At 40.3% G+C, this 22433-nt stretch carries 25 protein-coding genes and 1 tRNA gene; 13 read left to right on the forward strand and 13 right to left on the reverse strand.

Features of this window, described 5'->3' with window-relative positions:
• Window positions 1-212: 212 nt before the first annotated feature.
• Both AC504W_RS12540 and AC504W_RS12545 read right to left on the reverse strand, forming a co-directional pair.
• Window positions 213-374: a hypothetical protein gene (locus AC504W_RS12540; protein ID WP_494878002.1), complete on the reverse strand. Its 162-nt coding sequence runs from the start codon at window positions 372-374 to the stop codon at window positions 213-215.
• On the reverse strand, window positions 371-952 hold the full coding sequence (locus AC504W_RS12545) for a tyrosine-type recombinase/integrase (protein WP_494878003.1): 582 nt from the start codon (window positions 950-952) through the stop codon (window positions 371-373). Before AC504W_RS12545 ends, AC504W_RS12540 begins: the two co-directional genes overlap by 4 nt.
• 216 nt (window positions 953-1168) lie before the next feature.
• On the opposite strand from AC504W_RS12545, the gene AC504W_RS12550 reads away from it, so the two are divergent.
• The 7 genes from AC504W_RS12550 to AC504W_RS12580 all read left to right on the forward strand — a co-directional run bounded on the left by AC504W_RS12550 (window position 1169) and on the right by AC504W_RS12580 (window position 6072).
• Window positions 1169-1519 carry a hypothetical protein gene (locus AC504W_RS12550; RefSeq protein WP_494878005.1) on the forward strand — a complete coding sequence of 117 codons (351 nt, stop codon included), beginning with the start codon at window positions 1169-1171 and terminating at the stop codon, window positions 1517-1519.
• Window positions 1520-2170 carry a hypothetical protein gene (locus AC504W_RS12555; RefSeq protein WP_494878007.1) on the forward strand — a complete coding sequence of 217 codons (651 nt, stop codon included), beginning with the start codon at window positions 1520-1522 and terminating at the stop codon, window positions 2168-2170. It begins immediately after the preceding gene.
• 1 nt (window position 2171) lies between these two features.
• The gene (locus AC504W_RS12560) at window positions 2172-2792 is read left to right on the forward strand and encodes a hypothetical protein (RefSeq protein ID WP_494878009.1); all 621 of its coding nucleotides are present in this window, start codon (window positions 2172-2174) and stop codon (window positions 2790-2792) included.
• A 1-nt stretch (window position 2793) separates the two neighbouring features.
• Window positions 2794-4806 (forward strand): hypothetical protein, encoded by a 2013-nt coding sequence (locus tag AC504W_RS12565; protein WP_494879631.1) that lies wholly within the window; start codon window positions 2794-2796, stop codon window positions 4804-4806.
• An 81-nt stretch (window positions 4807-4887) separates the two neighbouring features.
• A complete protein-coding gene (locus tag AC504W_RS12570) occupies window positions 4888-5217 on the forward strand; it encodes a hypothetical protein (RefSeq protein ID WP_494878012.1) in 330 nt (109 codons plus the stop codon).
• Between the two features lie 38 nt (window positions 5218-5255).
• A complete protein-coding gene (locus AC504W_RS12575; protein WP_494878013.1) occupies window positions 5256-5633 on the forward strand; it encodes a hypothetical protein in 378 nt (125 codons plus the stop codon).
• Between the two features lie 244 nt (window positions 5634-5877).
• The gene (locus AC504W_RS12580) at window positions 5878-6072 is read left to right on the forward strand and encodes a hypothetical protein (protein WP_494878015.1); all 195 of its coding nucleotides are present in this window, start codon (window positions 5878-5880) and stop codon (window positions 6070-6072) included.
• Between the two features lie 164 nt (window positions 6073-6236).
• Here AC504W_RS12580 and AC504W_RS12585 read toward each other — a convergent pair whose 3' ends face one another.
• From AC504W_RS12585 to AC504W_RS12625, 9 genes are all read right to left on the reverse strand, one after another.
• Window positions 6237-8924 (reverse strand): tetratricopeptide repeat protein, encoded by a 2688-nt coding sequence (locus tag AC504W_RS12585; RefSeq protein WP_494879633.1) that lies wholly within the window; start codon window positions 8922-8924, stop codon window positions 6237-6239.
• Window positions 8921-10246: a P-loop NTPase family protein gene (locus AC504W_RS12590; RefSeq protein ID WP_494878019.1), complete on the reverse strand. Its 1326-nt coding sequence runs from the start codon at window positions 10244-10246 to the stop codon at window positions 8921-8923. Before AC504W_RS12590 ends, AC504W_RS12585 begins: the two co-directional genes overlap by 4 nt.
• Window positions 10247-11122: 876 nt before the next feature.
• Window positions 11123-11199 (reverse strand) — tRNA-Met (locus AC504W_RS12595).
• Window positions 11200-11245: 46 nt separating this feature from the next.
• Window positions 11246-12199 (reverse strand): asparaginase, encoded by a 954-nt coding sequence (locus AC504W_RS12600; RefSeq protein WP_494878021.1) that lies wholly within the window; start codon window positions 12197-12199, stop codon window positions 11246-11248.
• 84 nt (window positions 12200-12283) lie between these two features.
• Complete coding sequence (locus AC504W_RS12605; protein ID WP_494878023.1) at window positions 12284-12784, reverse strand: CGLD27 family protein; 501 nt, start codon at window positions 12782-12784, stop codon at window positions 12284-12286.
• On the reverse strand, window positions 12781-13242 hold the full coding sequence (gene rsfS, locus AC504W_RS12610) for a ribosome silencing factor (protein WP_494878025.1): 462 nt from the start codon (window positions 13240-13242) through the stop codon (window positions 12781-12783). The genes AC504W_RS12605 and rsfS overlap by 4 nt, the downstream gene beginning before the upstream one ends.
• A gap of 479 nt (window positions 13243-13721) precedes the next feature.
• Window positions 13722-14993: a glycosyltransferase family 4 protein gene (locus AC504W_RS12615; RefSeq protein ID WP_494879635.1), complete on the reverse strand. Its 1272-nt coding sequence runs from the start codon at window positions 14991-14993 to the stop codon at window positions 13722-13724.
• Between the two features lie 347 nt (window positions 14994-15340).
• On the reverse strand, window positions 15341-15538 hold the full coding sequence (locus AC504W_RS12620) for a hypothetical protein (RefSeq protein ID WP_494878029.1): 198 nt from the start codon (window positions 15536-15538) through the stop codon (window positions 15341-15343).
• 60 nt (window positions 15539-15598) lie between these two features.
• Window positions 15599-16387 (reverse strand): carbonic anhydrase, encoded by a 789-nt coding sequence (locus AC504W_RS12625; RefSeq protein ID WP_494878031.1) that lies wholly within the window; start codon window positions 16385-16387, stop codon window positions 15599-15601.
• A gap of 461 nt (window positions 16388-16848) precedes the next feature.
• Here AC504W_RS12625 and AC504W_RS12630 point away from each other — a divergent pair, with 461 nt between their 5' ends.
• From AC504W_RS12630 to AC504W_RS12645, 4 genes are all read left to right on the forward strand, one after another.
• Complete coding sequence (locus AC504W_RS12630) at window positions 16849-17076, forward strand: DNA-binding protein (protein WP_494879637.1); 228 nt, start codon at window positions 16849-16851, stop codon at window positions 17074-17076.
• A gap of 4 nt (window positions 17077-17080) precedes the next feature.
• The gene (locus AC504W_RS12635; protein ID WP_494878035.1) at window positions 17081-17332 is read left to right on the forward strand and encodes a hypothetical protein; all 252 of its coding nucleotides are present in this window, start codon (window positions 17081-17083) and stop codon (window positions 17330-17332) included.
• Window positions 17333-17376: 44 nt separating this feature from the next.
• The gene (gene sugE / locus AC504W_RS12640; RefSeq protein ID WP_494878037.1) at window positions 17377-17856 is read left to right on the forward strand and encodes a quaternary ammonium compound efflux SMR transporter SugE; all 480 of its coding nucleotides are present in this window, start codon (window positions 17377-17379) and stop codon (window positions 17854-17856) included.
• A 191-nt stretch (window positions 17857-18047) separates the two neighbouring features.
• Entirely contained in the window at window positions 18048-18680 is a 633-nt protein-coding gene (locus AC504W_RS12645) for a hypothetical protein (protein WP_494878039.1), read from the forward strand.
• A 52-nt stretch (window positions 18681-18732) separates the two neighbouring features.
• Here the strand turns inward: AC504W_RS12645 and AC504W_RS12650 are convergent, their stop codons facing one another.
• Window positions 18733-18912: a hypothetical protein gene (locus AC504W_RS12650; protein WP_494878041.1), complete on the reverse strand. Its 180-nt coding sequence runs from the start codon at window positions 18910-18912 to the stop codon at window positions 18733-18735.
• A 203-nt stretch (window positions 18913-19115) separates the two neighbouring features.
• Between AC504W_RS12650 and AC504W_RS12655 the strand changes: the two genes are divergently transcribed.
• Window positions 19116-20096: an aldo/keto reductase family protein gene (locus tag AC504W_RS12655; protein ID WP_494878042.1), complete on the forward strand. Its 981-nt coding sequence runs from the start codon at window positions 19116-19118 to the stop codon at window positions 20094-20096.
• A 340-nt stretch (window positions 20097-20436) separates the two neighbouring features.
• A complete protein-coding gene (locus tag AC504W_RS12660; RefSeq protein WP_494878043.1) occupies window positions 20437-21624 on the forward strand; it encodes an anion transporter in 1188 nt (395 codons plus the stop codon).
• Window positions 21625-21661: 37 nt separating this feature from the next.
• Here the strand turns inward: AC504W_RS12660 and AC504W_RS12665 are convergent, their stop codons facing one another.
• The gene (locus tag AC504W_RS12665) at window positions 21662-22321 is read right to left on the reverse strand and encodes a DUF938 domain-containing protein (RefSeq protein ID WP_494878044.1); all 660 of its coding nucleotides are present in this window, start codon (window positions 22319-22321) and stop codon (window positions 21662-21664) included.
• Between the last annotated feature and the right edge of the window lie 112 nt (window positions 22322-22433).

Raw genomic sequence — 22433 nt, forward strand, 5'->3', positions numbered from 1 at the left:
TTCATACATGAAAAGTGTTTAAAAGCAAAAATTTTATTGCTAGTAGATAGCATTAAGTCTCAATGAAAAATGCGATCGCACAGCGTCAGGAGAGCGATCGCAAAAAATGAATATTTCAGCTTGATTGTAGAGGATGAAAAATGCGATCACGTTGAAGTTGTGCGATCGCACAGTTAGATGTTACTCAGTAGAGTTATTTAGTTGCTATTGTGTCACGGCAGCATCGACTGTGGGTAAAGTTCATCGACATCATCCCAAGCCAAGTTAGCGAGTGTTTCAAGTGCGATAGCTAAATCATGAGGATTGTTAATTTGACCCGCTTGTAGTTTGATGTAGAAAATTTGAATTTTCAACAATGTTTTGGGGTTATTCATAAAGTAGCGATCGCCGCCCTCACTTCATCAATATCAACTTCTAAATAGGGGTCTAAGCCTTTGTTGTCACGGTGTCCGGTGATTTTGCGAATCACGGCCTTGTCAACTCCGTTTTTCCGTAGTCGGTTCACTAGGCTCCGGCGGGTAGTGTGAGTTGAGATTCCCTTAGTCCCCATTCCCGCTTTCTCTGCTGCTCGTTTGAGGATATCGTAGGCATTGCGCCAAGTTATAGGTTTTGTGCCACACCGAGAAGGGAACAACCACACACTGTCCCCAGGCTGGAACCTAGAGAGAGATTCGCCTAAATTTTCATGTACTGCAATTTCTACCGTGTCAGCAGTGCCGTCAGGTCGATGCTTGCGAATGATGGCCGGAAAAACCAGCACATCTTTAGGCTTCCCGTTTTTGTCATAAACATCGCTGACTTTCAACTTAATCAGCGCACCCCATCGCTCACCCGTATACCAACCAAGGTCTAAAAGCAATTTATACTTATCAGTTTTAATTTGCTTGCGAAGTTTTACAAAATCACTGTCACTGATAACAGCTGCTTTTCCAAATCTGTTATTTTTAGCCATAGTAAACCGAACTTTAGATATTCTGCTTTTACCTAAATAAGAGGTAAAAGCAGAATTTTGTAGATATTCACTAATAGTAAATATTTGCTCAATCCTATTATTCACAAGCATTACACGCCATCAGCGTATATACCACTTCTACATAAAACTGGAAGATTTACGGTTAATTAAAAGCCGAACAAAATAGATTTATCACAACAAAATAAATTTTGCTTCATGGCGCAAATTACAGATTTAACTTGGCAGCAGATAGAAACAGCCTCGACTCTAAGCGACCTGATACAAATCGACCCAACACACGGCGTAATGATTAAAGTTTCCGCACTACTAGCAAATCCTGTGACGGCTAAATCTGCCAGTGGTGTAGTTGAAACATTATTTGAATTACTAAAAATTGCCAATGCTGCACAAACAACCGTCAACGTAGGTCAAACAATTGGCGAAAGATTGTCTGCATTCCCTCAACTAGTTAGTGGTACAGCGGTAAACGGGTATGTACAACAATCAGCCCAAATAGTTGTAAAAACCCCACTAGCCACAAGTGGTATTAGTGGGGTTTCTAACTAAATGGCTGATAAAAAAAGCATATTTCGCAATGTCAACGTATTGCGAGAAATTAACGCAGAGAACACCACAGGAGTAGTTGATTTTTACCAGCCTGGATGGTTATCACCTGAAGATGTTCAAAATAATTTTAGATACAGTGGTTTTATTACCTCCCTGCGTTTAACAATTGACATTACTAGTATTAGTTCACTCGTTTCTCTTCCAGTTGATAGTTTGGCGAGTGATACTGAAATAGCTACAGCTACAGAAGAAACATTTACAGGTAATGCTAAAAAATGCTTGTGCTTTTATGCCAGGACAAATAACACACCACTAATTAAGATTGCAGATATTTATTTATTTAATCAACGCCCTTACTATTACGTTGATTTGTTGCCTTACCTAACCAGTAACGGCACATTTGATATTGCTCCAGATACGATATTGAGTTATCAAATGCGTGATGCTGGATATGGTTTATTGTCAGGTGAAGATAGGCTTATTCTTCTGGGTACAGTCGTTGAAGAAGCACCAGAAACACAATTAGAAAGTACAACGATTATTAATAACGGCACTAGTTCTAGTAGTGTAATTGACCTTTCATCAATTAATAGTGCTATCTCTACATTACAAACAAGCATTAATAGTATTAACGATTTATTAGGTGCGTAGTATGCCGATTACTGTTGACGATAATGATTTTCCTGCTAGTTACGACACTACGCTGAATTTAGTACAAATTACAAAAAGTCTTGCTCATCTTGTCAAAAAAATAACTGGTAAAACTGCATGGACAGATTACCCAACCAAAAACCTAGAACAGTTAAAAGCTTCTATTGATAGCATCAATAGTATTTCCAGACCGCGTACTCTTTGGAAAACAACTCAGGCACAAAATTTTACTATTGGGACTTCAACGACAACACTATATACAATTACTATTCCAGCGGGTACTTGTTCTATTGATAGTATTCTTAAACTCTATGTAGATTTTCAAGGCTCGAATACTACTAATACAAGAACTTTTTATGTTAGCTGTAATGGCATCATGCTAACTACTATTAACCCAGCCCAAAATACATGGTATCCCTTCCGTAAAGCCATATCGTTTAATGGCTCATTAAGTCAGCCTAGAACTAATGCTCTTGGACTTGGTGGATTTTCTTCTAATAGCGGTAGTTCTATTAATAGCTTCGCTGATTTCTCCCAAGAACAAACAATATTAATCAGAGCCTCAGCATCTGTGGCGAATGAATCAATTTTTATTGAAAGTGGCTATTTGGAATTAATTTAGCATGGCTGATGCAACCTACGCCGAACCTACGCGACTAAATGATTTTAAGCCGAATCCATTTTTAAATATTCCAAAAGCGCCACCAGAATTACAGCAAAATTCTGCCAATACAACTTCTACTCTAACTATATCTACTAAGAGTAGTAATATTTACGCTCAACCGCATAACCTACCACCCAGACAGACAAACCTTCGTAATGATGGCAACTGGAACACCATTGATTTAACTCCCAAAAACCGAGGCGTTGATACTGTTTATGCAGAACGTGGTAGACGTTATGATTCCCAAGTTTGGAGTATTAAAAATAATGGTACGGCTGGACTGATCGCCGGACAAAGTTACTCGCGTGATCAAGCTTTTGCTGAACTTGCATATAATGGCGGATTTTTAATTGATGGCTTACTTGATGGCTTCCAAGGAAAAAATGTAGCTAATGAGCAGTTAAGGTTTAAACGCTCAGGAACGGAAGATTTATCTTATGGTTTAGGGCAGAAAGTAGGCGACGAACTTAGGAACATTACAAAAGACGCAACAGACGGACTAAAGCGAACTAGAGAAGAACTTTGGAAGAATCGCCCTAAATTCGAGATACCAGAATTTAAAATTCCTGAGTGGGATATTGAATTCCCTGAGATTCCCCCATTTCCAAAACCAGATCCAATACCACCACCCAAACCCCAACCCAAGCCAACATCAAAACCCACATCTAAGCCAAAAACACTATCAGATAAAATCCGAGATATGGATTTATCTAAATGTGGTGGTGGAACTGTAAGTGTTGCATTTGTTGGTAAATCAAAATCTAATGATGATGGTTCATTGGGGTTTGAGCAATCATCAATTGATGAATTTTTTAGTGCATGGAAAGTTAGATTCCCTGATGAAGCTAGAAGCAATGAAGAAATATTGATTAGTTTTGGTGGTGGTAATTTTCCCCAACTAGTTGAAGATAACGGCATTTCTTACGCTCTTATTGTTGGGGGAGATGTAAAGCTTAATATTGATGGTTCTAGCGGTGAGTTGCAATTTCCTTACTATCAGGTTTATACACAAACTGCTTTATTCAATGAAGGTGTTAAACCTGGGTCAATACTTAATAGCTTAGATGCAAATTTAGGATTATCAATAAAAGGAGAGGCTTTTGATTTCCGAACAGCAGAAAGTGAAAAGATAGGCTGTTATATTCCTGAACCATACCCAGATAAATCACCGCCACCAGAAGCACCACCACCAGCACCACCACCAGACAAGGAATGTTGCAGAATGAGTTGCTGTCCAAAAAGCCCTAGTATTGATTACAGAACTATTAAGAAATTAATGGTTCAAACCATTAAAGAGCAGACATTTGCTTTAGATATTCCCATTACATCCTGTAAGTTTAATGAAGAGACAAATAAATGGGAGCCAAAGACTTCTTATACTATCATTGAAGTATTTGCGACTAATATTAATCAAGCTAGACAATCGGCTCAATTACATATAGAAAATGCTAAACAAGCGGCTGAATTATGTTTAGCTCGAAATCAGCAAGAACAAGAATGTAATGCAATCGCTTCATTACCTGAGAGATATCAAATTCCGGTTGATGGTCACATTCCCCAATTAATTTGTTTATTTAGAGAAGTTAAACAAGATGGCTCATTAGGTGATGATTACTACCCAATCACAATGCCACATCCAGCCAGTGACCAGCCACCTAATGTAAACAATCCACCTTTACCAACCTATAAAAAAGGCAGTTGGGAAGGCATATTAACTCTCAAAGATAACAGTAAGGCTTTTGTAAATGCTGAAAGTAAAGAAGAAGCCGAGCGAATGTTAACCGAAATAAAATCAAAAATTCATCAAAACTTCTTAGAAGGTTCTTTTGAGAAAATTGGTCAACGCAAAGGACAACCACTTAAAGAAATTAACGTAAAGTTATTCAGATGTGACTATTACCCCACAGGCACTAAAAACGCTAAACCTCAATGGGTTAAATATTTCCGTGGCACATCATCAAATAATGATTAATTTCCCGGAGCCTTAACCCTTCCGGTCTAAAAACATTCATAAAAGCAGCTAGATTTGGGGAAATCGACATTTAAAAAGATTATGGCGAGAGTACCTCATATCATCACAATTGAAGGTAAAAAGTATGCGGCAATGTTGCCTGATATATACAACGATATCAAAACAGTTGTTGGCATAGAAAAAGCACCTTCTCCAGACAATACTGACTACGCTGGTAAAGTCAACGTCAATCAATTTATTCAGTCTGGCGACTTAGTTCGTATTCGCTGCCGATTGGAAAATAAAAAGGTTAAGAGCGTTCTTTGTGTCGCTGCTAAATTTGCTAGTGCGATGGGTGGATTATTGTCTAAAAAAGTTGGTGGTGTCGATGTTCGGACAACGAACATTCAGCGCCGGATGAGATTAGGTTAATTCATTTATCAACCATCGCATAAGGATAAATTAAAAATATGGCACTTCCTGTTTTACATAAAGTTACGTTTGGCGCAGGTACAAACGATTTTTACTACATCAAGACTTCTGATGCTTATGAAGGTTTGAAAGCTCAGACCGGAATTGAAAAAGTAGCAGACCCTAAAGGTGATGAAGAAATTATTCCTGTGAAGGAACTAATGCGTACTGGCATTGTCTGGCGCATTGGTATTCGATATAAGGATTCTGGGGGTAAGCGTAAATCTTCTCATTTACTTGTTGTTCGCGGTAAGCTTCAAGGCATTTTTGGTGAGACTACCGAAGGTAAATTAGAAGATAAACAGTACAAACTTGCTGGTACTGTTAAGGGAACAATTGAGCAAGTCGCTGGACGCAGAAAAGCTACATTTGCTTAATTTATGAGTAACCCAGTTTTGCAACTGGGTAATTCTGCCAACTGGGTTACTCAATTTCAAATAATGCTGTAACTTTGGGTGCTGGCACTGCTTTTGCACCCATTCTACTTATTACAGTTCCAGTTTTAACTGAGGGCGACTCTACCGAAAATTTGACTTTTAATATTCAATCTGATTTAGCAAGAATTGAATCAAAAATTGATGCTTTATAAATAATTTTGTAATGACAACTGAACGAATTGGAATGCTTGTTACACTTGTAACTATAGTTACTCAAGCAGGACTTTATTTACTCAGTGGTGGCTTTAGTGCCGGGGGAAAGCTCACCAAAATCGAATCTGAGATGAGAATGATCCGGCAAGAACTTAAGGCCGCCAATCAGATGCAAGATTACCGCATTAATAAGCTTGAAGAATCTGGTAGCACAAAAACCAGATAACTCTCTGTGATCTTGTTTACTTGCGTCCTCAGAATCAGTCTAACTCTTCAGTAATTATCTAAACAGCAACCTTGTTGCTTGCGTGGCAAATTTCATCCTGATTAATTTGACTAAGGGAGCTTGCACCTTAGCTGTGGGCGGTTATGTCCGGTATCTGTACATCACTATCCTTGAATCAACATTTGAAACCGCTCATCTTCACGAATGCTATCAAAATCTGAGTCAGTTTTTGCCATTTCTCGATATTTGTCAGGACTTAGATGGATTGCGTGTTGTAGCTTTTCTAATGTCTGCTCAATATTACCTTGAAGTGCATAACAGCAAGCTTTGTTGTACCAAGCGGAGTGGAAATCAGGGTGAAATTCCAAGGCTTTGTCAAAGGAAGCGAGCGCATCTTCATAGCGTCCTAAATTCCCTAGCGCAATCCCCCGACCGTTCCAAGCGTAGTGGTAATCAGGGTGAAATTCCAAGGCTTTGTTATATGAGGCGATTGCATCTTCATAGCGTCCTAAATTCCCTAGCGCAATCCCCCGACCGTTCCAAGCGTAGTGGTAATCAGGTTGAAATTCCAAGGCTTTGTCAAAGGAAGCGAGCGCATCTTCATAGCGTCCTAAATCCTTGAGCGCATTCCCCCGACCGTTCCAAGCGTAGTAGAAATCAGATTGAAATTCCAAGGCTTTGTCAAAGGAAGCGATTGCATCTTCATAACGTCCTAAATTCCGTAGGGCAATCCCCCGACCGTTCCAAGCGTAGTGGTAATCAGGTTGAAATTCCAAGGCTTTGTCATAGGAAGCGAGCGCATCTTCATAGCGTCCTAAATCCTTGAGCGCATTCCCCCGATTGTACCAAGCGGAGTGGAAATCAGGTTGAAATTCCAAGGCTTTGTCATAGGAAGCGAGCGCATCTTCATAGCGTCCTAAATCCTTGAGCGCATTCCCCCGATTGTTCCAAGCTTGGTGTAAATCAGGTCGAATTTCTAAGGCTTTGTCAAAGGAAGCGAGCGCATCTTCATAGCGTCCTAAATCCTGGAGCGCAATCCCCCGGTTGTTCCAAGCTTGGTGGTAATCAGGTTGAAATTCCAAGGCTTTGTCATAGGAAGCGATTGCATCTTCATAGCGTCCTAAATCCTGGAGCGCAATCCCCCGGTTGTTCCAAGCTTGGTGGTAATCAGGTTGAAATTCCAAGGCTTTGTCATAGGAAGCGATTGCATCTTCATAGCGTCCTAAATTCCCTAGCGCAATCCCCCGGTTGTTCCAAGCGAAGTGGTAATCAGGTTGAATTTCTAAGGCTTTGTCAAAGGAAGCGAGCGCATCTTCATAGCGTCCTAAATTCCCTAGCGCATTCCCCCGACCGTTCCAAGCTTGGTGTAAATCAGGTTGAATTTCTAAGGCTTTGTCAAAGGAAGCGAGCGCATCTTCATAGCGTCCTAAATTCCCTAGCGCATTCCCCCGGTTGTACCAAGCTTGGTGGTAATCAGGTTGAATTTCTAAGGCTTTGTTATAGGAAGCGAGCGCATCTTCATAGCGTCCTAAATTCCCTAGCGCAATCCCCCGGTTGTTCCAAGCGAAGTGGTAATCAGGTTGAATTTCTAAGGCTTTGTTATGGGAAGCGAGCGCATCTTCATAGCGTCCTAAATCCTGGAGCGCCATCCCCCGGTTGTTCCAAGCGAAGTGGTAATCAGGTTGAATTTCCAAGGCTTTGTTATGTGAGGCGAGCGCATCTTCATAGCGTCCTAAATCCTTGAGCGTCATCCCCCGGTTGTACCAAGCTTGGTGGTAATCAGGTTGAATTTCCAAGGCTTTGTTATATGAGGCGATTGCATCTTCATAGCGTCCTAAATTCCCTAGCGCATTCCCCCAACCGTTCCAAGCTTGGTGGAAATCAGGTTGAATTTCCAAGGCTTTGTTATATGAGGCGATTGCATCTTCATAGCGTCCTAAATTCCGTAGCGCATTCCCCCGGTTGTTCCAAGCGAAGTGGAAATCAGGTTGAATTTCCAAGGCTTTGTTATATGAGGCGATTGCATCTTCATAGCGTCCTAAATTCCGTAGCGCATTCCCCCGGTTGTTCCAAGCGAAGTGGTAATCAGGTTGGATGGACAAGGCTTTGTCATAGGCAGCTAGTGCTGCTTCATATTCATCAGCAGAATCTAATAACCTACCCAGTTCACGTAGTAAACTAGCCCTATGACTTTCTGTCTGGTGTATTTCTGCCAGCAAGTCTTGAATTTCCAAGATTTTCTCTATCTTTTCTTCGGGGCTGAGTTTCAAATATTCCGCATCATCTGTTTTATCTAGTAGACGAGTTGATTCTTGTTCCAGCAATTCTGGAGTAGTTGGTAATTCAAATACTCCCGAACGCCAATCAAAAAAATCTGGGGCGCGGTGAATTAAATAGTTGATAGAAAATGACCGCAAAAGAAATACAAAACAAAATGGTAAATCGTCTCTAAAGCGTTCCCGTTGTTGATTTAGATGATTTAAAATATGGGGAACACTCACTAAATCACTAAATTTACTTTCTGTAATTGCGCCAAAAGTTCTTTTCTCATACTTATATAAAGAATATTCCAGACCTTTAATCAATAAAATATCAACTTGCTTATCTTTGACAAACTCAGTCACTCGCTGATATAAATTATCAATCGATTCAACTAAGTGCAAAGCCTCTATATGTTTCTGGGGAATATCCTGGGGAAGTTTGGTAATTAAACGGTCTGCTTCTACGGGTGTGCATTGTACAAAATATAAACCAAAACCTGATTTTCGCTTCAATGCGCGAACCAAATCTTGATAGGCTGCTTCCGGTTCAGGGGGTAAATCGTCATCCCAAGCATCTAAATTTGAGTTCATAGAAGTTTTGCTACAGCTTCTTTAAATTCTGGTATGCCTTGAATCAATGGATGAATATCATACCAACGCTGTATCTCTCCTTCATCATCTAGATAGCGATATTCTAATAGACAACGGTTATACATCAAGCTGCGATATTGGTCATCATTAATAATGCGCTTAGAACGGGAAACTTCTGCTAACAGACACCATTGATGATTTTCCACGGCGCGGCGATAGGTATCTCTAGCTTGAGTAATTGCTCGCTTAACCGCATTTTCAGTAATCGGTAACTCTTCAGTCCGTCCAATGGCATCTTGAGTTAACAATAGCAAATTCCTGACGTGACCTCCACTCATTAAACAGAGTTTTTCTAATATCAGGGAATTATCAAAAATGTCTTTTTCTAGTGATAATTCTGGTGCTATTTGTCGGATTCTCTTGCTAATTACTTCTTTCACCTTATTCAGTCCCGGCTGATAAACTTCCTCATCAGGTGTCTTCACCATAATCATCGGTAAAAGCAAGCAATCACCATAGATATCTCTCAAGTCTGTGGCTCTTTTAGAATAAACCATTGAAATGGGGAGAGTATAAATTAAATGGCAATCCAACGCTTTGAGTTGTTCACTGCGGTCTAAAAAGACTTCCTCATAGTTGGTGTTGTCGCCATCTTTAACTAACACCATCCGGTCTAAGTTATCGACCATTACCGCCAGTTTAGTGTAGCCGTTGGGTAAATTTCGTTTCGCATCTGCCAAAAACACATTCAACGCCTGAGTTAACGTGACAGTGCGGGGATTAATTTTTTGGCGAATTTGCTGGCGTAACTGGGGAACTGCTCTTAAATTTGCCGTCAGTTTGGCAAACTGGGAAAGTTGCATCTCTACTGACATATTTTCAAACTCTACGGGAGTCTGCACTAAATCTTTTAAATCTTCCCAGCAGTTTTTTAGCCAATCGAGAATAGGACTAGGATTAGCAATTTTGTTTAAATCTTTGAGCAATCGCCGAGTACAGGCGAGGAGTATGTCTGTATATTGGGCATCTTCTGAATCAATATCCTCTTCATCAGCTGCAAAATACACTACATAAACTTGCCGATTTTCTAAATATTTCTTTAACCTGAGTAGTTCAGTCGATTTTCCTGCACCTCGATGACCTGTATACAATTGATAAGTATTTGTACTCGCCAGCTTGATTCGATTTCCCAACTCATTCAAAATATCCGCATCTCCTCGCACATCTTGACAATCTACATATCTTGTATCGTTTGCTTGTAACGGTTCAAAGGGGTTAAAAGCGTTGTAGAGGTCGGCGAGTAAGTCAGGACTATGAACCATAGGTAAAAAAAATATAGGCAAATTACGTATATAGTGTATTAGATTTAGGGACTGCGCTCTCTGTGTCGTTACAAAAAACACTACAAGACGAGGATTGCCTTTTTCTCAAATTTTTGTCACACATCTACACACTAATCAATTAGTCTGCTTCAGTTATCTGTTATTGCTGGTGATTGGGGATTCAGGGTAACGAGAATTTCTGTCACTCCTTATAATACAAATGTATTATCGCGTGGGGATTCAGAATAGATCAAAACCTTGCTTTCCGAATCAGACAAGCGAAGGTACACAATTTTCTTTACTTACGGTTGCTTGTAAGATTGGATTTCAAGCATCACGTGTGCAGAACGAGGTTTACACTGTCGTTTTTCAGCTTCAACAAGGTGGATTTCGTTACCATATCCTATGAACATATCTACCGGGAAGATGCTCTACATAAACTACAGCAAAATCAAAGTCGGTTTGCTTGTATGCTTCTCGAACCATTAGCCGTTTTCGTATGACAGTTATCTATAACGCCATTAAGCTGTTAAGCATTTAGTTTGCACATTGAGGCCGCAAGGGGGTAGGGAGCAAGGGAGAGGGTTTGCAGCTTTTATTGCCATGAAAATGATGCAATTTAAATGACGATTAGCTTACCAGAAGAGAAGACTCATCTAACCCAGCATATTTAACATAGATTTTAGTTAAGTTTCCCCTACGTCAAATACTAAATCGTCAGGTTGGCGATCGCCAACTGCTCTTAAAACTTCCTAACTACACTTGAGAGCATAAATAACGATTGCTGACTCTGGTATATCACCAGCTTTATCTCCATTGACAAATATTGAAACAAAAAAACCCTGTAGTTTTTTAATTCTACAGGGTTTTTTTATTTGGTGGCGGGAAGTGGATTTGAACCACTGACCTTCGGGTTATGAGCCCGACGAGCTACCAGGCTGCTCTATCCCGCGTCGCTCTTGACTTTTCTAGTATAACCCAAAGTCTAGAGTTTGACAACTATAACAGCGATAATTCTCCAACAACCTCTAAACGCGTGTATTTCCCGAAGGTCATAAACTTTTCTGCGAGGGTTTCTGCGGCACTGGGGCTAATCCAACCCATTTGTTGCAGTAGGTGAATAGCTACGGCATATTTAGCGCGTTTTGCTCCATCCATAACTTTGATTGCTAATCCCATACCTTCACCTAGTCTACCGATGCACTGCACGCCTTCTGCACCAGCTTTACTGACTACTTCTCCAGGAGCTAAACGCATCAATTCAGTATCAAATTCTCCATCTCCTGCAACCAAGACAGGATGATGAGTCATAGCACGAATAATGCGCTCCATATCCAAATTGCTACTAGCTGCTAGTAGAGCATACAAAGATGCCATTTGACCTAGTTGCATGAGATAGGTAGGTACACCGCAGTCATCATGAGCGCTGATAAATTCTTCAGCTGGCATTCGCAACAACTCTGCGACTTTGCCTAAAATTAACTGCTGTATGGGGTGCTTACGGTCTAAGTAGTTATTTAAAGGCCAATGGCGTTGCTGGCAAACTGCTAACATTCCAGCATGTTTACCAGAGCAATTATATTGCAGCGGACTGCTTTTACCTTGAGGAATCGGGCATTGCAAAGCCGTTGGATCAACATCGGCACGCCAAAGGATGTTAAATACCTGTCTGACTTGCTCTATTGTGCCTTTATGAGAACTGGCAATAATTGCTAAATCGCGATCGCTCAGATCATAGCGTTCTAGTGTGCCGGTGGTAGTGACAGCTAGTGCTTGAAAGGGCTTGAGCGCTGAACGGACAAATGTGGCCGTTTCAGCGTTACCAGCAACGGACAAAACTCGTCCCCTATCATCGCATACAACAGCTTGGACTATATGCCGCGATTCTATGATGCCTTCCCGTAGTAGCCGGACTTCCAGTACTGTGGCTTGAGTTCGTTTTCCCATTGTCATGGGTTAAAATTTATCTCTTTTTATTATTTGTCACTATGCCATTTGTTTTTTACTCTTGACCAAGGACTAATGACCAATGACTATTTAAAACAAATGCCAAACTATAGTACCAATTAGGTACATTCCCGCCAAGCCAGCAAAGGTAAATTGTAACCGTTGCAGAATCGGCTTGATTTCATAGGTCACAATCAAGCGATCGCGAGTTAAAACTTCTTGAGGTTTTACCCAGGTTTGACCATCATACCAGCCTGACTCTTCATAAAATACAGTCTTGCTGTAGAGGCGATCGCGGATATAACGCCAGCCTAAGTACATACGCACTAATACAAAAACTACACCCAGACTTGCCCCCGCAGTTCCACAGAGGAAAAAATGAGCAATATATTTTTGTGGTGGAAAGCTGGCTGCGGCTACTGGCCCGGAGACTAACCAGGAATAACCCCAAATCCAAGCAATATTCGTGATGTATTCCCGCCAATTTAAAGTGCAATCACGAAATAGCCAGGCAGTTTTTAATTCTTCGTACTCATTAAGTGGTTGTTGGTCTGTGGGAACCGGGCAATTGGAAACCGAAGACCTCATCATATTGGCTTACCCCCACCCTCATCAGCTTCTGGAACGGCAATACGTTCTGCATTCACCCAGAACGCTTCTAAATTATAAAACTCCCGTTCTTTAGGCATCATGATGTGAACGATCACATCGCCGTAATCTTGCAACACCCAACTTCCTTCAGCTTTGCCTTCTGTGCGTAAGGGAGGACGTTGCCATTCAGTCTCTACTTTATCTTCTATGGCTTGGGCGATCGCCCTGACTTGCACCCTAGAGTAGCCCGTCATCATCACAAAATAATCTGCTAGGTAAGATACATCGGCTACCCTTAGTACCAAAATATCTCCTGCTTTGCGGTCTGATGCTGCTTCAGCAACAGTCATAGCTAATTGCCCACTCAAATCTTTCATACCTGTATCTAGGCTTTTGAGTGGACTATTTTTCTCCGACACAGATTGTAATGGGAGATTTCCTTGGATATAATCAGACATTAAACCTCAGGTGCTTGATCCCTTTTATTTTATAATTACTCACCAACAACAATTGAACAACAACTGTTTTTTTGAATACTAACAAAAAAACGCCTGTTAATGTAGTTAGTTCACAATTGACTGTGTGGATTGCAACTAAAAATCAGCCCAAATAGCTAGTAGCTAAAGTGGCCTCATTAATCAAGCAGTAAATTTTTACCAAGAATTGTAGCGAATAATTTCTCCATTAAAATCGGCAGATCTCAAATATTCTGCCTAAAGTATGAGTCGGAACGATTCTGCCCCTACTTAATCATCATCAAACTCAGCTTGTTCACATAGCATATTTGGCTGTTGTGCGCTTGAAATCATCGATTAAACTAAAGCACCCATGATATTTGCCAGTCTTCATTCAAGCGTATGAAAGATAGTAAGTTTTTCAACGCAGACTTTTCTGATGAGCCATAATTGACTTTTGACCGTAGTCAGCGTATTTTTAACTACACTTCTTGTTTTGAAACTACTTTCGCTGCCATTACTTGGTTATCAGAGGTTACTGATTCAAACAAAGCCTCATAGTGATTTAAGGCTTGCTCAAAAGCATATTGCTCCATAGCATATTGACGGCTGTTATAGCCCAGAGTTTTCACTTTTTCTGGGTGTTTATAAAGTTCTAAAACAGCTGCTGCTAAAGCTTGGGCATCTTCTGGTGGAACGATAACTCCGCCACCACTTTGTCTGATGGCTCTTGCTGCGGTGCCAGTTTCAGGTACAGAGGCGATTAATGCCCGACCACTGGCCAGCAAAACTTGGATTTTGGACGGCATATTGAAAGATATCACATTCTTTTTCTGTACGACTAAACCAACGTCAGCCGCAGCTAACATCTGTGGTAATTCTGCACGCGGTTGAAATGGCAGTAGCAACACATTATCTGCACCACATTCTAAACAATATTGCTGCAATCGTTGTAAACCTTTTGCTTCACCAACAATCACAAACGCTATGTCTGTAATATCACGTAATGCAGCGGCAGCTTGAATTACTGTTTCTAAACCTTGAGTTAACGCAATGTTTCCAGAATATTGGACTACAAACTTACCATTAAGATTGTGTGTATTACGGAACGGATTGTTTTCTTTAGGTAAAGGGCGAATGAAATTGACATCAACCCAGTTAGGAATTTGCTCTATTTTATCTGCCTCTACACCCTTGGACAGCAAATTTTCGACAAATCCATCAGCGATAACGCTAATTTTTGAGGCGGAATGGTAAGCAAATTTTTCTAATGCGGCAAATACTTTGATGAGAAATTTATTTTTCAGTAAGCCTACATGAACGGCTGCTTCTGGTAAGATGTCTTGAAGATTGAGTACTACCGGACAAGCGCGTAACCATCCCAGCAAAGCCGCAGGTACGCATACAGGTAAAGATGGTGACGTTGAGAGAATTACATCTGGTCGCCAGCCAAGTAAAGCAGGCAAAAAACTTGTCACAACAAAACTAGCATCTAGCATTATCCGATCTAACAGATTCGGTTGTGGCCGAATCCAAACATAGCTACGTTGGATTTGAACACCATTTTTGTACTCATTAAGGTAAAATTTGCCCCGATAATCCTCGTAAATTTGGCGTTCAGGGTAGTTTGGCATAGCAGTGATGACCCGCACTTCATGCCCACGCTTGACCAGTCCTTCTGCTAATTCCGTCATCAACGGGGCAATACCAATTGGTTCTGGATAGTAGTTGTATGAGTAAATTAATATCCGCATAAAAAATCAGTCAGAGTCCCTGGCTTTTTGGATAACGAAAATAATGGTGTTCTGCATTTTGTTGCATCTATATTTAATTTTCTCTTTAGTCTCTTTTGATGTCAGTGGTTTATCGTTGAAGATTGAGTAAAATTTGTTATTCATTACTTAAGTAAGGTTTGTTAAAATTACTACTATTCCCTTGAACATAAAAAGTATGTACACACTGAAAAAATGCCATAATTTTTCTATTACCAGATAACTGCAATATAAAAAATCAATGATGTGAGTGAGTTATTGAGATGGTAGTGAATGCTGTGTTGGGAGAGGGTATAATTTAATTACTATTGCTACAGATAATTCCGGTGTCAAACTTTCTGCTGGAACAACCGTAGTAATTCACCCATTGAATAATTTGCTTGTGAAATTTCTGGTAATTGGTTCAATTGTGCTGTTGCATGAGCGATCGCCATTTCTTTAGAGATTAGCTGTGGGTTAAGATCGCGATCGCTGCAACATCTTCTGCTGGCTGCGCTGCTGCCAAAAAATATACTGATAGAAGCCACAATCCAGAATTGGCTGTTTTACTTTTGGATTCTGAATTCCGCTATATCTGCCAGCCTTGATTAATTTGAATGATTTGAACCGCGGTAAATTCGCTCTCTTTGCTCTGGAGAAAGACGGGGTATCGGGAAGTTTTCAGATGCTACTCCTTGGTTTTGAGGAGAACGAATTGCCATATCGCAATTTGGAAATTGATTGAGGATGGGATCTTCTGTGTCTGATTCGGTCAGCTGACTTTGAGGTAAGACATAGGCGTGTTTATCGGGATCGTATGCTAAAACTTCTCCTGACTCAATTTGATAAATCCAAGCATAAATTTTAAGTTGACCTTGGTAAAGCTTGGAGTGAATTACAGGATAAGTCCGTAAATTTTCAATTTGAGTTAGAACATTTTCGGCAATCATAATCTCTAACAGTTCTTCAGACTGGTAGTGACTGTAGTGGTCTAAAACTAGCCTACGAGTCGCTTCTGCATATTTGAGCCAATCATAAACAAGTGGCAAATCCTCCCTCAGACCTTGTAATTTCATTAGTCCTTTCATCGCGCCGCAATGAGAGTGGCCACAGACAATAATTTGCTGAATTCCTAAAGCTTCTACTGCATATTCAATAGTGGCACCTTCACCGCCATTAGTTGCCCCATAGGGTGGAATAATATTGCCTGCATTGCGAATCACGAATAATTCACCTACCTGAGCTTGTGTAATTAAATTTGGGTCAAGACGTGAATCGGAACAAGTGATAAATAATACCCTAGGTTTTTGACCATGAGAGAGTTGCTCAAACAGTTCTTGGTGCGTCGAAAAATAGCTAGATTTAAATTCACGCAGACCTTTAATTAATTTCTTCATTACTAACTTCCAGAAATGCTCGTAGGTGAATTACCAATCAGACAAGATTGATTGAGGGTGAGATAATATCAAGTGCAGACCGATTAGCGAGAGAATTAGCAAATTTGTGGCAACATTAAGAGCGTCAGCCTTTGTGTTGAGGTTAGTGTCTCTATAGCAAAACAGTAGCAACTTGTCTTCAGAAATTATTGTTGACGCTTTGAGAAGTAAGAACCAATGAAAAATGACTTCTATATCATAGGGTAAGTTGGTGCTTTAATTGTCAGTATAATAAGTAGTTAGAGATAAATAATTGTTGTTGAGACAAGGCTGCTGTATTTAACACTGAGTGTTAAGTCGGCATAATCTATAGAGATTGACATTTGGTTGTCGCTGATAATTATCTTGACTCATCAATAGGCATAGCGATCGCTATGACTGCAAGTACCAAAAAAACCTCCTTTTGCAGAGTATTTACAGGAATGGCTGCACAAAATCAACCGCAACGAATTCAAATAGAGTTAGAATTATCACCAGAATTGTACGAAACCATCAATAATCTTGCACAGCAGCTACATGGAGATCATGTGGAGGTACTACTAAAAGCGATCGCACTCTTAGAAGTAGGTTTAGAAGCCAAGCAAAAAGGCAAACATCTTTGGATTGTAGATGATCAGGATAACCTAGAAACTCAAATTGTGGGCATCTAATAGCATGACAGATGTGAAAGATTTATCCCAAATCATTGCTAGTAAAGGACAAAATCCCTTAGTAATATCAGTAATAAACAAACAGTCTCCAGCCGATGCCGAACTTAATCGCCAGCTACGAGAACTTCAGTTTAAACAAGAGCTTAAAAAAAGCTGGATATTGTTTATAGTTAGAGATGTAGTAATTTTCTCGGCAATTATCTTTTTTATTTTTGCAGTTAGCGGTTATTCTTTATTTATGAATATTTATAGATAAACTTATTTGCTGCAAATAACGATGTTACAGAATTAGCAAAACTGGTGTTTATCCAAATATTTACTATTAGTTTACTACGACTCTGCGATCGCTATCAAAGCAATGTATATTCAGCCGCTGTAATATTTATTAATATTTTTTATAAGAAAACATCATTAAGTAAAGTGACATTTGTAATTGCTGAAGGTACAGGAGAATCAACAATGGCATGGGTGTATCTGGTGGTTGCAGGTTTATTAGAAATTGTCTGGGCTATTGGGCTGAAATATTCCCAAGGCTTTACGAAGCTGGTTTTCAGTATTCCCACAGTTGTTTGTATGATGTTGAGCTTTTTCTTTTTATTGATAGCGCTACGCACACTACCAGTAGGTACTGCTTATGCTGTTTGGACTGGAATAGGGGCAATGGGTACGGCTTTGTTAGGGGTAATTTTATTTGGTGAACCTGCTTCTGTAAAGCGTTTTATTTGCATTGGCTTAATTTTGGCTGGTGTACTAGGACTCAGGTTGGTATCCAGTCATTAATATTACTGGATAAACATGAGGATGAAGGTTGAAAAGCTGGAAAAGCCTTGATAATATGGCTTTGTTCTTAAAAGCTGTATCTTTGCCTGAGCGCATTTTATATATTATTCAACCTGATGAAAGAACAACAATTAAATTGTATGCGTCTCAATAAATAAAGACCTCTAACTCAGTAATTAGGTTTATTAACCATGAGCATATCTTCCATAGTTGAGAGAAATATCAACCACACCAAGCAATATCAATCATTATTGCTTATAGGTTTAGTATCTATAACGATGACAGCTTGTAGTGCATCGATTAGTCAACAAACTGAAAAAAAACCCTCTTTTGATGTTAGCAAGGCTGTAAGCTTTACTAACAATAATCAACAGGATATTGCAGAGGAGACTCAAAGTTATAAAAACACTCAAGTATTTCCGCTGCAAGTGTCTGCTTCTATGACAACTCAAGACAGCCAAAAACAAGCTGTTCAAGTGATTCGTCACTATTACAACGCTATTAATCATCAAGACTATAAAAGTGCTTATTTAGACTGGTCAAATAATGGTGCCGCTAGTCAACAATCTTTTGAGCAATTTAGCCAAGGGTTTAAGGATACACTTTCTGTCAAAGTGAATATTGGAGAACCTGGGAGGTTAGATGGAGCAGCAGGTTCATCTTATATAGAAATTCCTGTTACTATTACCTCTAAAACTGTGAATGGAAAAGTGAAGCATTTTAAAGGTAGTTATACCTTGCGGCGTATTAATGATATTCCCGGTTCAACTCTCATGCAAAGGATCTGGCATATTTATTCGGCAAAAATTACTCAAATACATTAATCATTTCTGTATATAGTGTGATTTTGAATGACCCCAGCATTATTGAGATTAATCATAATTGAAGATGCTTTTTTAAAAATATAATACCTATTCCCATAGCTAGTAACCAAATTCTCAAAAAAATCGACCCTTGAGCAGTTTGCCAACTGGGGATGAAGGGTGTGTTAATAACTGCGATCGCTACAAATGGAGCTATTAACACAAATAGGAACTGTAAATTGCGGTGCTGCATAGCTGGATTTTTTCGCCATCATAGCCGATATAGCCAAGAAGTAAGGTGTAGTTTAGACCTCATCAACAAACCTTGTAATATTCTCACTGCTCATAGGCATATTTAGATAGACAAAATATCTGCAATTTGAATGAGGAAAGCTCTGGCGGCTTAAGACAAAGTTTGTAAATACGCTAAAAATCCCTTTTCGGGGATTAAACAAGATGCAAACTTCCGTAAAACAAGACATCCAAATGAAATACAGACAATTAGGAAACAGTGAGTTGCGCGTTTCCGAAATTAGTCTCGGTTCCTGGTTAACTTATGGGGGTGGTGTAGAACAGCAAAATGCCGAGGCTTGTATTCACAAAGCTTTTGACGTTGGAATTAACTTTATTGATACTGCCAATGTTTACGCAAATGGTGGAGCGGAATCCTTTTTGGGAGAAGTATTGCAAGGAATTGAGCGTTCATCATATATCTTAGCAACCAAAGTCTTTTTTCCAATGTCAGCTACTGATAGAGGACTTTCAGCAGCCCAAATCCGCAAACAAATTGATGCTTCCTTACAGCGACTGCGTACCGATTACGTTGACCTGTACCAATGCCATCGTTACGATACAAATACACCGTTAGAAGAAACAATGACAGCCCTGACTGAGGTAGTGCGTCAGGGAAAAGCGCGTTACATTGGCTTTAGCGAGTGGAGTCCAGAACAAATCCAAGCAGCACTCAATTTAACTGATGTTGAACGCTTTGTTTCCAGCCAGCCGCAATATTCTATGCTGTGGCGCAAACCGGAAGCACAAGTATTTTCCTTGTGTGCTGCTAATGGTATTAGTCAGATTGTTTGGTCGCCGTTAGCTCAAGGTGTACTTACAGGTAAATATCAGCCAGAACAAGCGCCACCGCAAGATTCTCGCGCTGCAAACGACAAGATGAATTCGTTTTTGCGGGAGGAGTTATTTAACGATCGCACTCTCACCGCAGTACAAAAACTCAAATCAATTGCTCAAGACTTGGGTTTGAGTATGCCACAATTGGCACTGGCTTGGATATTGCGAGATGAGCGTGTGTCTTCAGCAATTATTGGTGCTAGTCGTCCAGAACAAGTTGTTGATAACGCTGCTGCATCAGGAGTGAAGTTAGATGCAGATATACTGGCTGCGATCGACCAAATACTTGCACCAGTTGCACAAAAGTGAGACAAATAGCTGCTGCTTAGAACGAACCCAAAAATTTTTTGCTGTCTTACCGGAAAGCATAGAACTGAAGATGTATCTAATTACATAGCAAATTTACTATGTGTAAACAGGGAATAAAGCTCTAAAATTCCCCTTCTTAAATCTATCTTTCCTTCTCTCAATTCTGCTCTGGTTATCCGCCAGGGCAGTTTTAATTTTATTGGTAGACAGCACAATCAAATGAAATTGGCTGACTTTTTGAATATGATGGCGATCGCCACCCCTGCTTTAGCTTTATTCTGGTTCTTTATGCCAGAAACTTAATCTATATCTTAAGTTAGCTAAAGTTGGAGAGTAGGCGATGGTAGTTCTGCGGTACTTGGTAATTTTGCTGACTTACATTGGTTTAGGAATGGGCTATTTACCCGGACTGCGGATGAATCGTGCCACCATCGCCCTTGTGGGTGCAGCGTTGTTGATGGCATTGGGATTACTTGATCTATCTGCGGCGTGGAGTGCTATTGACTATAAAACCCTCGTCTTCTTGTTCGGCATGATGATCATTAGCGCTAATCTCGCAGCTTCGGGTTTTTTCCAGTTAGCTGTTGATTACACTATCCGTTATATCCACAGTCCATTCGGGTTATTAATCGGCCTAACTTTTGGTAGCGGCTTGCTTTCAGCGCTGTTTCTCAATGATACGATCGCCCTGATCCTCACACCCCTGGTAGTCGGCATCACTCAATTACTCAATCTCAACCCTATTCCCTACCTGTTAGCATTGGCTGGCGCAACAAATCTTGGTTCTGTCGCTACCCTCAGCGGCAATCCGCAGAATATTTTAATTGGTTCCTTTTCTGGGATTAGTTATTTAGAATTTGCCAAAGCTTTGACACCACTAGCTTTCATAAGTTTGGTAATCCAAGTAGGTTGGTTATGGTGGTTGTATCCAGAGGTGCGATCGCTACGTCCTTATTTGAAAGTAGAACCACCACGCTACCGCATCTTTAAACCTTTGTTAGCCAAGAGTCTGCTAATTACTACTGGATTGTTAGTAGCGTTTTTGTTGGGAATTCCCACTGCGGAGGCTACTCTAATTGCTGCCGGACTATTACTAGTAACACGCCGTATCAAGCCAGAGCGAACTTTGCAAAAAGTAGACTGGGATTTGCTACTGATGTTTTGTGGGCTATTTATCCTTACCGAGGGTGTACAGAAACTGGGTTTTCTAGAATCGTTTACCCGTTTTGTTAACGATCCCTTGAGTATTCTGGGAGTAACAGTATTGTTGTCAAATTTGGTATCTAATGTGCCGGCGGTACTGCTGCTACATCACCTCATTCCCCATCCCAACACCCAAACTTGGCTACTACTGGCGGCGGCTTCCACATTGGCAGGCAATTTGACGCTGTTGGGTTCTGTAGCCAATTTGATTGTAGCGGAGGCAGTTGCGAAGAAAGGATATCAGCTGACATTTGGTGAGCATTTGCGATTTGGACTACCGTTAACTGTGGTGACTCTGGTGCTTACCTATTTTTGGCTTTTTTAAACTGAGTGACGTTACTACTCAAGGCGGTTTGCAGACATCACCCAACAGTTACATTCTCAGTTCGTTCAAAAACTACCGAGAGATTATTTGCTGGCATTTTGTCAATTTGCTTCACGACGAGATTTTCTGTTCTAGCGGTGGCTATGACATCCTCTAAGTTACGCACACCCCATTCTGGATTTTGGGCGCGTAAATATTCATCAAAAGCTGCATTACTTGGGGCTGTATGTTCTCCGCCTTGTTTAAAAGGCCCATACAAGTAGAAAATACCACCTACAGGTAAGATGCGACCTGCACCTGCCACTAGTCCTAAACAAGCTGACCACGGTGAAATGTGAATCATATTAATATTGACGATCGCCGTAATTGGTGAAGTATTTAGCCAGTTGCTTGCTGTTTCTTTCTCTACTACCCAAACTGGTTCTTTGACATCAAGCTCTAGGGGTGGATAAACATTTTGACATTGATAATGTTCAGTCCAGGCAGCTATACTGGCTCTGGCTTGGGGGCTAACATCTGTTGGCAGCCACATACAATTTTTGAATTTGGATGCAAAATAGACTGCGTGTTCGCCTGTCCCGCTGGCAATTTCCAAGACTGTACCACTCCTAGGCAATACTTTTAAAAGTACTTCGAGAATTGGTTCACGATTGCGCTCTGTGGCTGGGGCATATTGTCGTGCGTCTTGTGTTGTCATTGGGGTAATTTTACTAGTTTATTGCTTAAGTTAATTACATCATGTTTAATAATTTTCTTAAAATCCCTATGTAAACATTTTTAATTTTAAACTATTTTTTTGCTGATATCTG

It is taken from the genome of Nostoc sp. C96 (assembly GCF_059384975.1).

Excerpts from the sequence above, each read along its gene's own strand:
- AC504W_RS12645 (WP_494878039.1), top strand. The coding sequence starts at position 18,048 with ATGAGCATATCTTCCATAGTTGAGAGAAATATCAACCACACCAAGCAA.
- AC504W_RS12585 (WP_494879633.1), bottom strand. The coding sequence starts at position 8,924 with ATGAACTCAAATTTAGATGCTTGGGATGACGATTTACCCCCTGAACCG.
- AC504W_RS12540 (WP_494878002.1), bottom strand. The coding sequence starts at position 374 with ATGAATAACCCCAAAACATTGTTGAAAATTCAAATTTTCTACATCAAA.
- AC504W_RS12565 (WP_494879631.1), top strand. The coding sequence starts at position 2,794 with ATGGCTGATGCAACCTACGCCGAACCTACGCGACTAAATGATTTTAAG.
- AC504W_RS12555 (WP_494878007.1), top strand. The coding sequence starts at position 1,520 with ATGGCTGATAAAAAAAGCATATTTCGCAATGTCAACGTATTGCGAGAA.
- AC504W_RS12545 (WP_494878003.1), bottom strand. The coding sequence starts at position 952 with ATGGCTAAAAATAACAGATTTGGAAAAGCAGCTGTTATCAGTGACAGT.
- AC504W_RS12660 (WP_494878043.1), top strand. The coding sequence starts at position 20,437 with ATGGTAGTTCTGCGGTACTTGGTAATTTTGCTGACTTACATTGGTTTA.
- AC504W_RS12605 (WP_494878023.1), bottom strand. The coding sequence starts at position 12,784 with ATGATGAGGTCTTCGGTTTCCAATTGCCCGGTTCCCACAGACCAACAA.
- AC504W_RS12655 (WP_494878042.1), top strand. The coding sequence starts at position 19,116 with ATGCAAACTTCCGTAAAACAAGACATCCAAATGAAATACAGACAATTA.
- AC504W_RS12550 (WP_494878005.1), top strand. The coding sequence starts at position 1,169 with ATGGCGCAAATTACAGATTTAACTTGGCAGCAGATAGAAACAGCCTCG.
- AC504W_RS12590 (WP_494878019.1), bottom strand. The coding sequence starts at position 10,246 with ATGGTTCATAGTCCTGACTTACTCGCCGACCTCTACAACGCTTTTAAC.
- AC504W_RS12575 (WP_494878013.1), top strand. The coding sequence starts at position 5,256 with ATGGCACTTCCTGTTTTACATAAAGTTACGTTTGGCGCAGGTACAAAC.
- AC504W_RS12580 (WP_494878015.1), top strand. The coding sequence starts at position 5,878 with ATGCTTGTTACACTTGTAACTATAGTTACTCAAGCAGGACTTTATTTA.
- AC504W_RS12635 (WP_494878035.1), top strand. The coding sequence starts at position 17,081 with ATGACAGATGTGAAAGATTTATCCCAAATCATTGCTAGTAAAGGACAA.
- AC504W_RS12625 (WP_494878031.1), bottom strand. The coding sequence starts at position 16,387 with ATGAAGAAATTAATTAAAGGTCTGCGTGAATTTAAATCTAGCTATTTT.
- AC504W_RS12665 (WP_494878044.1), bottom strand. The coding sequence starts at position 22,321 with ATGACAACACAAGACGCACGACAATATGCCCCAGCCACAGAGCGCAAT.
- AC504W_RS12650 (WP_494878041.1), bottom strand. The coding sequence starts at position 18,912 with ATGCAGCACCGCAATTTACAGTTCCTATTTGTGTTAATAGCTCCATTT.
- AC504W_RS12600 (WP_494878021.1), bottom strand. The coding sequence starts at position 12,199 with ATGACAATGGGAAAACGAACTCAAGCCACAGTACTGGAAGTCCGGCTA.
- AC504W_RS12615 (WP_494879635.1), bottom strand. The coding sequence starts at position 14,993 with ATGCGGATATTAATTTACTCATACAACTACTATCCAGAACCAATTGGT.
- AC504W_RS12560 (WP_494878009.1), top strand. The coding sequence starts at position 2,172 with ATGCCGATTACTGTTGACGATAATGATTTTCCTGCTAGTTACGACACT.
- AC504W_RS12570 (WP_494878012.1), top strand. The coding sequence starts at position 4,888 with ATGGCGAGAGTACCTCATATCATCACAATTGAAGGTAAAAAGTATGCG.
- rsfS (WP_494878025.1), bottom strand. The coding sequence starts at position 13,242 with ATGTCTGATTATATCCAAGGAAATCTCCCATTACAATCTGTGTCGGAG.
- AC504W_RS12630 (WP_494879637.1), top strand. The coding sequence starts at position 16,849 with ATGGCTGCACAAAATCAACCGCAACGAATTCAAATAGAGTTAGAATTA.